Genomic DNA, 12,587 nt, shown 5'->3' on the forward strand with positions numbered 1-12,587 from the left:
ACCCGTAGTACAGCGTGAAAGGGTCCCCGCCATCCGTGGTGCGGGGGCCCTTTCGCCATTCCCGGCAGCCCCTAGATGCCCGTTACACGCATTTTGCATATTCGTAACGGTGCAACGGGACTGCGCGCGCCGCCCGTTGGTGTTTACGTGGTGTTGGACCGTTCCGTTCCGGGATGTGATCACGGAGGTGTGCGCCATGCAGGACGCCGCACTGCGGCTGCAGAATCTTGCCGAGCAGTTGGTGGGAACCGAGCTGCCGGTTCGAATCCGGGCCTGGGACGGTTCGGAAGCGGGGCCGCCGGGCGCCCCCACCCTCGTCGTACGCCACCGCCGCGCCCTGCGCCGCCTGTTGTGGAAGCCGGGCGAGCTGGGGCTCGCGCGGGCCTGGGTGGCCGGGGACATCGATGTCGACGGCGATCTGTACGCGGCCCTCGACCTGCTCGCCGAGTTCATCTGGGAGCGCGCCGACGACGCCCCGAGCCTCACCGACAAACTGCGCGACCCACAGGTCAGAGCCGCCGCCCGCTCCCTGCTCGCGCTCGCCGCGCCGTTCGTGCCGCCGCCCGTGCCGCGCGAGGAGATGCGCAGGCCCGGCAGGCTGCACCGGCACACCAAGGGCAGCGACAAGAAGGCCATCAGCCACCACTACGACGTCGGCAACGACTTCTACGCGCTGGTGCTCGGCCCCTCGATGGTCTACTCGTGCGCCTACTGGGAGTCCCCGGACTCGACCCTGGCGGACGCCCAGCGCGACAAGCTCGACCTCATCGCCCGCAAGCTCGACCTGAAGCCCGGCATGCGGCTCCTGGACGTCGGCTGCGGCTGGGGCTCCATGGCCGTGCACGCCGCCCGCGAGTACGGCGTGCACGTCGTCGGCGTCACGCTCTCCCAGGAGCAGGCCGCGTTCGCCAGGAAGCGCATCGCCCAGGAGGGCCTCACCGACCGCATCGAGATCCGCGTCCAGGACTACCGCGACGTGCGCGACGGCCCGTACGACGCCATCTCCTCCATCGGCATGGCCGAACACGTCGGCGCCGAGCCGTACTTGGACTACGCGGGCGACCTCTACGCCCTCCTGAAGCCCGGCGGCCGCCTCCTGAACCACCAGATCGCTCGCCGCCCCCAGCTCGACGAGTCGGCGTACTCCGTGGACGAGTTCATCGACGCCTACGTCTTCCCCGACGGCGAGCTCGCCCCCCTCGGCACCACCGTCGGCCTCCTGGAGCGCGCGGGCTTCGAGGTCCGCGACGTGGAGTCCATCCGCGAGCACTACGCCCTCACCCTGCGCCACTGGGTCAGCAACCTGGAGTCCCACTGGCCCCAGGCGGTCCGCCTGACCACCCCCGGCCGCGCCCGCATCTGGCGCCTCTACATGGCGGCATCGGCCCTCGCCTTCGAGAACAACCGCATAGGGGTCAACCAGGTCCTGGCGGTCCGCACACCGCAGAAGGGCAGGTCGGGGATGCCTCTGCGGGCGAGGACCTGGAGGGAATCAAGCCCGTCCGGCGTTTGAGGACGAGCCGCGAAGGGGCAATGAGGGGGGCCAGGGGGCGAAGCCCCCGTGTACGAGGGCGGGGCCCGGGGTGACGTTCACCCCGGGCCCCGCCCAGCTCAGCTCAGCGCAAGCGTCATGCTCGGCGCAAGCGTCACTCCGACTTGATGGCCTGGAGCGGGTTGAGCCGCGCAGCGGACCGCGCGGGCCAGACCGCGGCCAGGACACCGACCACACCCGCGATGGCGAGGAAGACCAGGATCCGGCCCACGGGCACCTCCATCGAGTACGTGGTCACGGTCCCGGAGATGGAGTCTCCGGCGACCCACCCGAGGAAGAGGCCGAGCCCGACACCGAGCACCGCGCCGAAGAGCGAGATGACGACCGACTCCAGGCGCACCATCTGCTTGATCTTCGCCCGGTCGAGCCCGATGGCGCGCAGCATCCCGATCTCGTGCTTCCGCTCGAAGACCGACATCGCCAGGGTGTTGATGACACCGAGGACGGCGACGAGGATCGCCATGGCGAGCAGGCCGTACAGCATGTTCAGCAGCATGTTGATGGCGCCGCCGACCTCGTTGCTGATGTCGTCCTTGTCCTGGATCTTGATGGCCGGGTTGTCGCCGAGGGCCTTCACGATGGCGTCCTCGGCCTTGTCGGACGCGCCGTCCTTCATCTTGAGGAGGACCTGCTGGTCCTGGACCTTCGACAGGTGCGGCGTGACGACGGAGGTCGGGACGAAGAGCCCGTCGAGCATCTCGTTGGACTTGTAGACGCCCGCGACCTTCAGGCGGGTGGTCTTGTCGTCGTCGAACTTCACCGGGACGGTGTCACCGGCCTTCAGGCCCTTGGCGTCGGCGGTCTCCTTGTCGACGAGGGCGGCGTTGCCCTTGAGCCCGGCCGTGGAGCCGCTGGTGAAGTCCAGGCCGACGAGCTTGTCGAAGGCCTTGGCGTCGACGCCGGAGATCCGGGTGTCGCGGCCGTCGGCCTCGCCCCAGGTGGAGCGCAGGGCGCTGCTGGCCTCGACCTCGGGCAGCTTGGCCAGCTGCTCGTGGACCTTGGGGGTCAGCGGCTGGAAGTTCGCCATCGAGACGGCGTAGTCGGCCTTCAGGGAGTCCGTGGCCATCTTGTTGATGGCGCTGCCCATGGAGACGGCGACGACGGTCATCGCGGTGATGAGGGTCAGGCCGATCATCAGGGCCGAGGCGGTGGAGGCCGTGCGGCGCGGGTTGCGGACCGAGTTGAGGCGGGCCAGCTTGCCGGTGACGCCGAAGGGCTTCAGGAGCGGGCCCGCGGCGGCGATGAACGGGCGGGAGAGCAGCGGCGTGAGGACGATGACGCCGACGAGGATCGTCGCGGCGCCCCCGGACTTCACGTAGTTGTCCTCCATGAACAGCATGACCACGCCGAGGGCGACGAGCAGCGAGCCGATGGTGTTGCGTACGACCAGACCGCGCACCGTCGGTGAGGCGTGCACGCTGTTCATCGCGGCGACCGGCGGGATCTTCGCGGCACGGCGGCCGGGCAGCCAGGCGGCGAGCATGGTCACGACCACGCCGATGATCAGCGCCGTGACGATCGTCGTCGGGCCGATGACCAGCGGGCCGTCGGGCAGCGAGGCGCCGCCCGCGTTCATCAGGGACTCCAGGCCGACGGCGACGCCGATGCCGAGGGCGAAGCCCGCGACGGCGGCGACCAGGCCGACGATGAACGCCTCGATCAGGACCGAGCGCGTCACCTGGCGGCGGGACGCGCCGACGGCGCGCATCAGGGCCAGCTCCTTGGTGCGCTGGGCGACCAGCATGGTGAAGGTGTTGGCGATGATGAAGATGCCGACGAACAGCGCGATACCGGCGAAGATCAGCAGCACCTGGCTCATGGAGCTGGTGTTCTGCTCGATCATGCGGTCCTGCTCGTCCTTGAGCGAGGTGCCGGTCTCGGCCTCGGTGTCCTTCGGCAGGATCTTCTCGACGGCGCCCTTCAGGGCGGTCTCGGAGGTGCCGGCGGCGGCCTTCACGTCGATCTCGTCGTACTCGGACTTGCCGAGGACCTTGCGCGCGGTGTCGTTGTCGAAAACGACGAGGCTGCCGCCCGCGACGACGCTGCCGTCGTCGGTGTCGAAGATGCCGCTGACCTTGGCGGTCTTCACGGGTCCGTCGGTGGAGTAGCGGACCGTGTCGCCGACCTTGAAGCCGGTGCGGTCGGCGGTACGGCTGTCCAGGGCGATGTCACCGGCCGACTTCGGGGCCGCGCCCTCGGCGAAGTCGTAGCGCGGGTCCTTGCCGTCCTTGCCGGGGAAGTAGTTGGAGCCCGTGGTGCCCCACTCGCCGCCGACCAGCTTGCCGTCCTTGTCGGCGAGGGCGGTGAAGCCGGAGACGCTGCCGAGGGCCGCCTGGGCGCCGGGCAGCTTTCCGGCCCGGGTCAGCAGGGAGTCCGTCAGCCGGTCCGGCTGCTTGGCCTCCTGGCCGTCGTCCCGGGAGCCGCCGTCGGGCTTGATGGCGACGGAGACGTGGTCGAAGCTCTTCGCCGACTTGTTCTTGTAGGCGGAGCCGAAGGTGTCGGTGAAGACCAGGGTGCCGGAGACGAACGCGACGCCGAGCATGACGGCGAGCACGGTCATCAACAGCCTGGCCTTGTGCGCGAGCACGTTGCGCAGGGCGGTACGGAACATGGGTGTGAGTCCTGGTGAGGGCGGGCCGGTCGGTGGTGAGCCCGGGCGGGAGCGCCCGTAGGGGCGCGGGGAACTGCGCGACCAGCCACATGCGGCCCGCAGAGAGGGAACTGCCGGACGAGGGCTAGCTCGTCCGACCCTTCGCGTCGAAGTCCTTCATCCGGTCGAGGACCCCGTCGGCGGTCGGCTGGATCATCTCGTCGACGATGCGGCCGTCGGCGAGGAAGATCACGCGGTCCGCGTACGAGGCGGCCACCGGGTCGTGGGTGACCATCACGACGGTCTGGCCGAGCTCGCGTACCGAATTGCGCAGGAACCCGAGGACCTCCGCGCCGGAGCGCGAGTCCAGGTTTCCGGTGGGCTCGTCACCGAAGATGATCTCGGGCTGGGAGGCAAGGGCGCGGGCCACGGCGACGCGCTGCTGCTGGCCGCCGGAGAGCTCGGTGGGCCGGTGGGAGAGGCGCCCGGCCAGACCCACCATGGAGATGACCTGCTCCAGCCACTGCTTGTTCGGCTTGCGGCCCGCGATGTCCATGGGGAGAGTGATGTTCTCCAGGGCGGTCAGCGTCGGCAGCAGGTTGAACGCCTGGAAGATGAACCCGATCTTGTCCCGGCGGAGCTTGGTGAGTTGCTTGTCCTTGAGGGTGGACAGCTCGGTGTCCCCGATGCGCACGGAGCCGCCGCTGAAGCTGTCCAGACCCGCCACGCAGTGCATCAGCGTGGACTTGCCGGAGCCCGAGGGCCCCATGATCGCGGTGAACTGGCCCTGCCCGAAGTCCACGGAGACATGGTCCAGAGCGACCACCTGGGTCTCACCCTGGCCGTACACCTTGGACAGATCCGTGGCGCGAGCGGCCACCTGGGTGGCGCGGGCGGCGAAGGAAGTGGTGGTGGTCACGGGCGGAAGCTCCTGTCGGGACGGCGAGTGGGGTACGTACTCCATCGTCACGGCGGAACGGCCCCGTGGAGTCAGCCGCTGTTCCGGTTCCTGGGGGCGACTCCGGTCGGACTCGGTGGGGGCATGTCATACCTGGGGATGACGGGCCGCCCCTACTCGGGATCGGGGGAGGGCCCTCTTGCGCAGGTGCTCGAGGGCCCTCTTGCGCAGGTGTTCACAGGGCCTTCGGACAGGGGTCACCGCAGGGGTCATGAGGGGGCGCTAAAGGGGCGTGGGAACGCGGCGCGGACGTGTCGCCCGTGGACGGCTAAATTCCGTCAATTCCCTCACCCGCGCCTGCCCCCGCCCACAAGGCCGATGGCAAGTACCACCGGCCAGTACCGCGTGCTGATGCACCCTCAGACGTCAATAAAATAAGACAACGTCGGGCTGTCGTTCCGCTGTTCGGGGGATGCCTCCCGATAAGGTCGAAGCCTTGTTGCGGAGCCCACGCACCTGCCCGGATGGTGGAATGCAGACACGGCGAGCTTAAACCTCGCTGCCCCTTAGCGGGCGTACCGGTTCAAGTCCGGTTCCGGGCACCTCCGCCCCCCTTCCCCGTACGCACACGGTGGCGCGCACCGCGCGCGCCACCGTGTGACGGCACGTCAACTCGGCGGGGCCTGCTCGCTCTTGATGATCGCGAACGGGGCTCCGGCGGGGTCGGTCAGCATCGCCATCCGGCCGATCCCCGGGGCGTCCATCGGCGGGATGAGCGTCGTGCCCCCGGTCGCCAGCGCCTTGGCGTAGACCGCGTCGCAGTCGGCCACCTCGAAGTACGGATGCCACTCCGGGCCCGAGCCCGCGTCCAGGTTGTCCTGGTGGAGCTGCATGAGGCCGCCGTGGCTGTTCTCCTCCGTGCCGCCCGCCGGGGTCAGCACGGTGTACGTCATGTCCGGGCCCATCTCCATGTCGGTCAGCTGCCAGGAGAACACCGCGCGGTAGAAGTCCTTGGCCGCCGCCGCGTCCGTCGTGTACAGCTCGGCCCAGGTCAGCGAGTTGGGGGTGTTGACGAGGTCCACGCCCTTGGTGTCGCCCGGCTGCCAGACGGCGAAGTCCGCGCCCGCCGGGTCGCTGAACTGGCCCATCCGTCCGAAACTGAACACGTCCCCCGGGGGCACCCGCACCCTGCCGCCCGCCTGCTCCACGGCCTTGGCGGTGGCGTCCGCGTCCGCCGTGTGGAAGTACAGCGTCCAGGCGGAGGACGCGCCCTCCTCGGTCAGCGGGCCGAGCCCGGCGACGGTCTTGTCGTCCTGCACGAAGAAGCCGTACCCGCCGCCCTCAGGGCCCGCCGACTGGAACTGCCAGCCGAAGACGGCGGAGTAGAAGGACACCGCGGCGTCGGTGTCCGGGACACCGAGATCCAGCCAGTTCGGGGCGCCGGGGACGAAGTCGGTGGAAAGCATGGTCCTGCCCTTCGAAGGGGTCCTGGGCTCTTCTCAGCATGGCAGCAGCCCCTGACAACCGCGCCACGAGCGCGGGGGGCACCAGGGGCGCGGAGTCGGCCCCGGCGCGCCGCCACCCCGTTGACACCCGCCCCGGGCGGTCCGACACTCCCGTGATGCGCACCACCGTCGCGATCATCGGAGCGGGCCCCGCGGGCCTCCTGCTCGCCCGTCTCCTGGACGTCGCGGGCATCGAATCCGTCGTCCTGGAGAGCCGCGACCGCGCCCACGTGGAGCGGCGCCAGCGCGCCGGGGTCCTGGAGCAGGGCACGGCCGACGCGCTGCGGGCGGCCGGCGCGGGCGCCCGCATGGACCGCGAGGGTCTGCGGCACACCGGCATCGAGCTGCGCTTCGACCGCCGCAGGCATCGCGTCGACTTCCCCTCACTCACCGGCGGCCGGGCGGTGACGGTCTACGCCCAGACGGAGGTGTGCAAGGACTTGATCGCCCTGCGGTTCCGCGGCGGCGGCCCGCTGCTCTTCGGGGCCGAGGCGCTCGCCGTGGAGGACGCGGACACCGACTCGCCACGGGTGCGCTACCGCCACGAGGGCCGTGAGGGCGTCCTGGACTGCGCGTACGTCGCCGGGTGCGACGGCTACTGGGGCGTGTCCCGGGCCGCGGTGCCCGCCGCGCTCTCGCGGACGTACGAGCGCAGGTACCCCTTCGCCTGGCTCGGTGTCCTCGCGGACGCGCCGCCCTCCCACGACGAGCTGGTCTACGCCCGCCACGACCGAGGCTTCGCCCTCCTGAGCATGCGCTCGCCCACGGTCTCCCGCCTCTACCTCCAGGTCCCCGAGGGCACCCGGGCCGCCGACTGGAGCGACCGGGCGATCTGGGACGAGCTGGACCTGCGGCTCGCCACCGACGACGGCTGGCGGCTGGCGCGCGGCCCGATCACCGCGACGTCCGTCACTCCGATGCGCTCCCACGTCCACGAGCCGATGCGGCACGGCCGGCTCTTCCTCGCCGGTGACGCCGCCCATATCGTGCCGCCCACCGGCGCCAAGGGCCTGAACCTCGCCGTGGGCGACGTCGTCACCCTCGCCCGCGCCCTGGTCGCCCACCACACCAGCGGCGACCCGACGGGCCTCGACACGTACTCCGCGACCTGTCTGCGCCGGGTCTGGCAGGCCGAGCGGTTCGCGTACGCGATGACGGCCATGCTGCACCGCGACCCGGACGCCACCCCCTTCGACGACCGCCTCCAGCTGGCCCGGCTCGACCGGATCGCCACCTCACGGGCGGCGGCGACGGACCTGGCCGAGAGCTACACGGGCCTGCCGTTCGACTGATCGGGCACCCGAGAGGGCCGGAACACCGGAGCCTCGGCGAGCGTTCCTCGTAACAGATGGGGAAAGATCCTCCCTGAGCACTAGGGCTGGATCTTTGCCAGCCCATTACTCTTGAACCAAAGCCACGCACGGTGGCCATGGAGGAGTGAGATGAGGAGCAGTAACCCGGTCTTCTCGCGACGGGGGTTCAGCCGCGACAACGGCTATGCGGGCTTCAACGCGCAGCCGCAGGCCGGGGGAGCCGCCGCCGTCGGGACGCAGGCCAATCCGTACGCGCAGGGCAACCCGTACGCGGGCGCGGGCCAGCAGGCCCCCGCCAACCCGTACGCCAACAATCCGTACGCCCAGCAGGACCTCCAGGGCGCCCCGCCCCAGTCCCCGGTGACCACCGGCCGCATGACGATGGACGACGTCGTCATGCGCACGGCCACCACGCTCGGCGTCCTCGTCGTCACGGCCGCGCTCGCCTGGGCGCTGCTGCCCGTGGACGACGCCAACATCAGCAAGTCCTACGGCATCGCGATCGGCGCCGGTCTCGTCGCGATGATCCTGGGCTTCGTGCAGGCCTTCAAGCGCAAGGCGTCGCCGCCGCTGATCCTGACGTACGCCGCCCTGGAGGGTGTCTTCCTCGGCGTCGTCTCCAGCGTCGTCGACAACCGCATCGCGAGCGGCGCGGCCATGCAGGCCGTGCTCGGCACGATGGCGGTCTTCCTCGGCGTCCTCGTGGCGTACAAGGCCGGCTGGATCCGGGTGAACCGCCGGTTCTACGGCTTCGTGATGGCGGCCGCCCTCGGCTTCATCCTGCTGATGGCGGTGAACCTGCTGTTCGCCGTGATCGGCGGCGGTGACGGCCTGGGCTTCCGCAGCGGCGGCCTCGGCATCATGTTCGGCATCATCGGCATCCTGCTCGGCGCGTGCTTCCTGGCCCTGGACTTCAAGCAGGTCGAGGACGGCATCGCGTACGGCGCCCCGCGCGAGGAGGCCTGGCTCGCCGCCTTCGGCCTCACGATGACGCTGGTGTGGATCTACATGGAGTTCCTGCGGCTCATCGCGATCCTGCAGGGCAACGACTGACGCCCGCCCCTGGGCGGCTGACGTCCTGAACACGGCCGAAGGGCCCGCGGAACGCCTTCCGCGGGCCCTTCGCCGTTGTCTGCTGTCTGCCTGCCTGTCTGTCTTCGCGGGGGAACGGGGGGTCGGGGTCAGAGCAGTTTGCGTGCGGCGCGGCGGAGGTCGTACTCGTGGATGATCGCCTTGGCGTGGCCGTACGCGAGGTTGTGTTCGCCGCGGAGCCAGCTGACCTTCTCCTCGAAACGGAAGAGAGAGGGGCCCTCGTCGACGGTGCGCAGCCAGTCGGAGACTTCACGACCTGTGCAATGGGGGATTCGCGCGAGCAGATTTCGGTGGGTCTCCTCGGAGAAGACTTGGGACATCGGCGCCTCCGGACGCGTTCGATGTGGTCCGTCCTTCACGCCACCGTGCCTGAGCGTTCGGGTATTGGCAACAGTCCCTGCTCGACGCGTAGGGTCGCACAGTGCTCGATACGACGCCTTTGATCACGGCCGTTGACCGATTCGCGGACCGGCTGCGGGCCGCCCCGCAGTCCAGACTGCAGCGCGGGGCGGCGGCCGAAGCGCTGGAGCTCGCGAGGGAGTTGGCCCTGCGCACCCAGGCGCGGGAGACGCCGGGCGGCGAGCCGCGCCAGATGCCGGACGCCGGAATGTTCGCGGCGGCCGACCAAGTCACCGTCGCGGGGCGGGACTTGGCCCTGGTGCTCGCCGACGAGGGGGAACTCGCGGAGGCGGTGGAGCTGGTGGAGCAGGCCCTCGGACGGGCCGGAATCTGACCGGAACGCGCTGTCGGACGCTCGCGACGACTCGGTTGGCGCCTGAGGCGCAGGCGCTCGCGTAAGGCTTCAGACGCTCGCGATCACGCGGTCGGCGAGGATGTAGACGTTCTCCGCGCCGCACGCGAACGTCAGGGCGTACGCGCCCGAGACGCCGGAGCCGCCGAGCAGGACCGGGGCCTGGCCGTCGCGCAGGGCGGCGGCGAGCAGCTCCGCGGTCTCGCGGTGGCCCGGGGTCATGCAGAGCGTCGTGCCGTCCGTGAAGACGTAGACGTCCAGGGTGCCGAGGGGGCCCGGGCGGACGTCGGCGAGCGCCGTGCGGGCGTCGGCCAGCTCCTCCAGGCAGGCCACGGTGCGCTCGTGGTCGCCGTGCGCGCTGGACTGGACCGGCACAAAGTCGGGGTGGGAGGGGTGGCGGCGGCGGGCCGCGGCCAGCTCGGGGGAGTCCGCGGCGAACTCGTCCGCGGCCCCGGCCGGGTCGGCGAAGGGCTCGACGACCGGCTCCAGGCTCTCCGACTCCAGGCCCGCGAGATCGGCCTGGCGCGGCAGGAACAGCTCGTCCGCGATGCCCTCGGGCAGGCCGCTGAGGAGCGAGGGCGTGTCCGCGATGTCCCGCGCCTCCTGGGCGGCCCAGAAGGCGCGCGCCTCGGCCAGCTCGCGCTCGCGCTCCTCGGCGAGGGCCTCGGCGACCGCCGCGCGTATCTCCTCGGTGTCCACAGCGGTACGAGCCGCGGGTACGGAGACGCGGCCGGTGGCCGCGCCGTGGCTCTCGGCCAGCTCGGTGCGCAGCTCGGTGATCTGCTGCCGCAGGCCCCGCACGGTGCGCAGGGTGGCGGTGCCCACGGCCGTGGCAGCGGCCGCGGAGAGCAGCAAGGCAAGATGCATGGCGCTCACTGACGTACTCCCGGTTTCAAGTCGACCCCCGACTTCCTACATCAGCTTGAAGCCTGCACCATCCCGCTGTCAGTGCATTACGTCACGAATTGGACAGGACTTTCGGCCCGGTGTTTATTCGCGCATCCGCTCTGACCTGGGCAATTGTGCCTCCCCCAGGAGATTGGTCACATCCTGGGGGAGATTGGGTCACGAATGAGTGGAGGGGCCGAAGTGGCCGCCGCGTCCCGGCTCGTGAGACGCGCGGCCACTCAGGGTGCCGGACCGGCCGCTTCGGGCGTCGCTCCGGGCGGCGGCCCGATCCGCCTGCTCAGCTCAGGCGCTCGATGACCATCGCCATGCCCTGACCGCCGCCGACGCACATCGTCTCCAGGCCGAACTGCTTGTCGTGGAACTGGAGGCTGTTGATCAGCGTGCCGGTGATGCGGGCGCCGGTCATGCCGAAGGGGTGGCCGACGGCGATCGCGCCGCCGTTGACGTTCAGCTTCTCCAGCGGGATGCCCAGGTCGCGGTAGGACGGGATGACCTGGGCGGCGAAGGCCTCGTTGATCTCGACCAGGTCGATGTCGCCGACGCCGAGCCCGGCGCGCTTGAGGGCCTGCTTGCTGGCCTCGACCGGGCCGAGGCCCATGATCTCCGGGGAGAGGCCGGAGACGCCGGTCGACACGATCCGGGCCAGCGGGGTCAGGCCGAGCTCACGGGCCTTGGTGTCGCTCATGATCACCAGGGCGGCGGCGCCGTCGTTCAGGGGACAGCAGTTGCCCGCGGTGACCAGGCCGTCGGGGCGGAACACGGGCTTGAGGCCCGCCACGCCCTCCAGCGTGACGCCCGCGCGCGGCCCGTCGTCCTTGCTGACCACCGTGCCGTCGGGCGTGGTGACCGGCGTGATCTCCCGCTCCCAGAAGCCGTTCTTCAGGGCTTCCTCGGCGAGGTTCTGGGACCGGACGCCGAACTCGTCCATGTCCTCGCGCGTCACGCCCTTCAGCCGGGCGAGGTTCTCGGCGGTCTGGCCCATCGCGATGTACGCGTCCGGGACCAGGCCGTCCTCGCGCGGGTCGTGCCAGTCGGTGCCCGTCTCCTGGGCGCGGGCCGCGGTGCGGGCCTCGGCGTCCGCGAAGAGCGGGTTGTGGGTGTCGGGCTGGCCGTCGCTGGTGCCCTTCACGGAGCGGGACACCATCTCCACGCCCGCCGAGATGAAGACGTCGCCCTCGCCCGCCTTGATGGCGTGCAGCGCCATCCGGGACGTCTGCAGCGAGGAGGAGCAGTAGCGCGTGATGGTGCAGCCGGGGAGGTGGTCCATCCCCATCTGCACCGCGACGATCCGGCCCAGGTTGTGCCCCTGCTCGCCGCCGGGCAGACCGCAGCCCAGCATCAGGTCGTCGATGTCCTTCGGGTCGAGCGCGGGCACCTTGGCGAGGGCGGCCTCGATGATCGTGGCGGTCAGGTCGTCGGGGCGCAGCTCCTTCAGGGAGCCCTTGAAGGCGCGGCCGATGGGGGAGCGGGCAGCGGAGACGATCACGGCTTCGGGCATCACGGGCTCCTACTGGCGGGGGCGCCCTGGGGGCAGGGCAGGACTCCCTGGGAAGTTACCTGCACGTATCGCTGTCGGTCACGGGGCGGGAGCTGTGACGCGGGCCGCATTTCTAAGCGCCTGCTCAGGGCCTCGCGGGGGCGCCCCAGTCCCACCCCTTCTCCGGCTGTGTCAATTTGCGGCTCCGCCGCGCGGGGGGCTTCGCCCCTGGACCCCGGGGGGTGGGTGTCCCGTGCGGGTGGGACGGGCCGCCGCCGGATCGGCGCTTCGCGCCTCGTCCTCAATCGCCGGACGGGCTGAAAACTTCCCCGGGGCGGGCCGGAGGAATGTGCCGGGGTGGGCTGGAGGGATATGCCGGAGCGGCGGTGCTGTGGCGTGGGCTGGTTCGGGGCTGATGGTGCCGGGCTGTTGGGCTGGTGGTGCAGGTTGGGGCGGGTGGGTGGGGGATAGCCCCTCCGGCGTGTGTGGCTCGGGGGTCC

10 protein-coding genes and 1 tRNA gene are annotated in these 12,587 nt (G+C 70.7%); 5 read left to right on the plus strand and 6 right to left on the minus strand.

The window, feature by feature from the left end:
• Positions 1–196 precede the first annotated feature (196 nt).
• The gene (locus ACFVHO_RS33335) at positions 197–1,513 is read left to right on the plus strand and encodes a class I SAM-dependent methyltransferase (protein ID WP_385722964.1); all 1,317 of its coding nucleotides are present in this window, start codon (positions 197–199) and stop codon (positions 1,511–1,513) included.
• Positions 1,514–1,646: 133 nt separating this feature from the next.
• On the opposite strand, the gene ACFVHO_RS33340 is transcribed toward ACFVHO_RS33335, so the two are convergent.
• On the minus strand, positions 1,647–4,163 hold the full coding sequence (locus tag ACFVHO_RS33340) for an ABC transporter permease (protein WP_385722966.1): 2,517 nt from the start codon (positions 4,161–4,163) through the stop codon (positions 1,647–1,649).
• 124 nt (positions 4,164–4,287) lie between these two features.
• Positions 4,288–5,061, minus strand: coding sequence for an ABC transporter ATP-binding protein (locus tag ACFVHO_RS33345; protein ID WP_385722969.1), 774 nt, complete (start codon positions 5,059–5,061; stop codon positions 4,288–4,290).
• 497 nt (positions 5,062–5,558) lie between these two features.
• Between ACFVHO_RS33345 and ACFVHO_RS33350 the strand changes: the two genes are divergently transcribed.
• Positions 5,559–5,642, plus strand: a tRNA-Leu gene (locus tag ACFVHO_RS33350).
• Positions 5,643–5,708: 66 nt separating this feature from the next.
• On the opposite strand, the gene ACFVHO_RS33355 is transcribed toward ACFVHO_RS33350, so the two are convergent.
• Positions 5,709–6,506 (minus strand): VOC family protein, encoded by a 798-nt coding sequence (locus tag ACFVHO_RS33355; RefSeq protein WP_385722972.1) that lies wholly within the window; start codon positions 6,504–6,506, stop codon positions 5,709–5,711.
• 155 nt (positions 6,507–6,661) lie between these two features.
• Here ACFVHO_RS33355 and ACFVHO_RS33360 point away from each other — a divergent pair, with 155 nt between their 5' ends.
• Both ACFVHO_RS33360 and ACFVHO_RS33365 read left to right on the plus strand, forming a co-directional pair.
• Positions 6,662–7,837: a 4-hydroxybenzoate 3-monooxygenase gene (locus tag ACFVHO_RS33360; RefSeq protein WP_385722975.1), complete on the plus strand. Its 1,176-nt coding sequence runs from the start codon at positions 6,662–6,664 to the stop codon at positions 7,835–7,837.
• 150 nt (positions 7,838–7,987) lie between these two features.
• Complete coding sequence (locus ACFVHO_RS33365; protein WP_289949924.1) at positions 7,988–8,911, plus strand: Bax inhibitor-1/YccA family protein; 924 nt, start codon at positions 7,988–7,990, stop codon at positions 8,909–8,911.
• A 128-nt stretch (positions 8,912–9,039) separates the two neighbouring features.
• Here ACFVHO_RS33365 and ACFVHO_RS33370 read toward each other — a convergent pair whose 3' ends face one another.
• The gene (locus tag ACFVHO_RS33370; RefSeq protein WP_030360679.1) at positions 9,040–9,270 is read right to left on the minus strand and encodes a DUF4287 domain-containing protein; all 231 of its coding nucleotides are present in this window, start codon (positions 9,268–9,270) and stop codon (positions 9,040–9,042) included.
• 101 nt (positions 9,271–9,371) lie between these two features.
• Here ACFVHO_RS33370 and ACFVHO_RS33375 point away from each other — a divergent pair, with 101 nt between their 5' ends.
• Positions 9,372–9,683 (plus strand): hypothetical protein, encoded by a 312-nt coding sequence (locus ACFVHO_RS33375; RefSeq protein WP_385722979.1) that lies wholly within the window; start codon positions 9,372–9,374, stop codon positions 9,681–9,683.
• Positions 9,684–9,752: 69 nt separating this feature from the next.
• Here ACFVHO_RS33375 and ACFVHO_RS33380 read toward each other — a convergent pair whose 3' ends face one another.
• Together ACFVHO_RS33380 and ACFVHO_RS33385 are read right to left on the minus strand one after the other, a co-directional pair.
• Positions 9,753–10,568, minus strand: coding sequence for a hypothetical protein (locus ACFVHO_RS33380; RefSeq protein WP_385722982.1), 816 nt, complete (start codon positions 10,566–10,568; stop codon positions 9,753–9,755).
• Positions 10,569–10,887: 319 nt separating this feature from the next.
• Positions 10,888–12,108 (minus strand): acetyl-CoA C-acetyltransferase, encoded by a 1,221-nt coding sequence (locus tag ACFVHO_RS33385; protein ID WP_385722985.1) that lies wholly within the window; start codon positions 12,106–12,108, stop codon positions 10,888–10,890.
• Between the last annotated feature and the right edge of the window lie 479 nt (positions 12,109–12,587).

Source organism: Streptomyces sp. NPDC127108 (assembly GCF_042677545.1).
Taxonomy (GTDB): domain Bacteria; phylum Actinomycetota; class Actinomycetes; order Streptomycetales; family Streptomycetaceae; genus Streptomyces.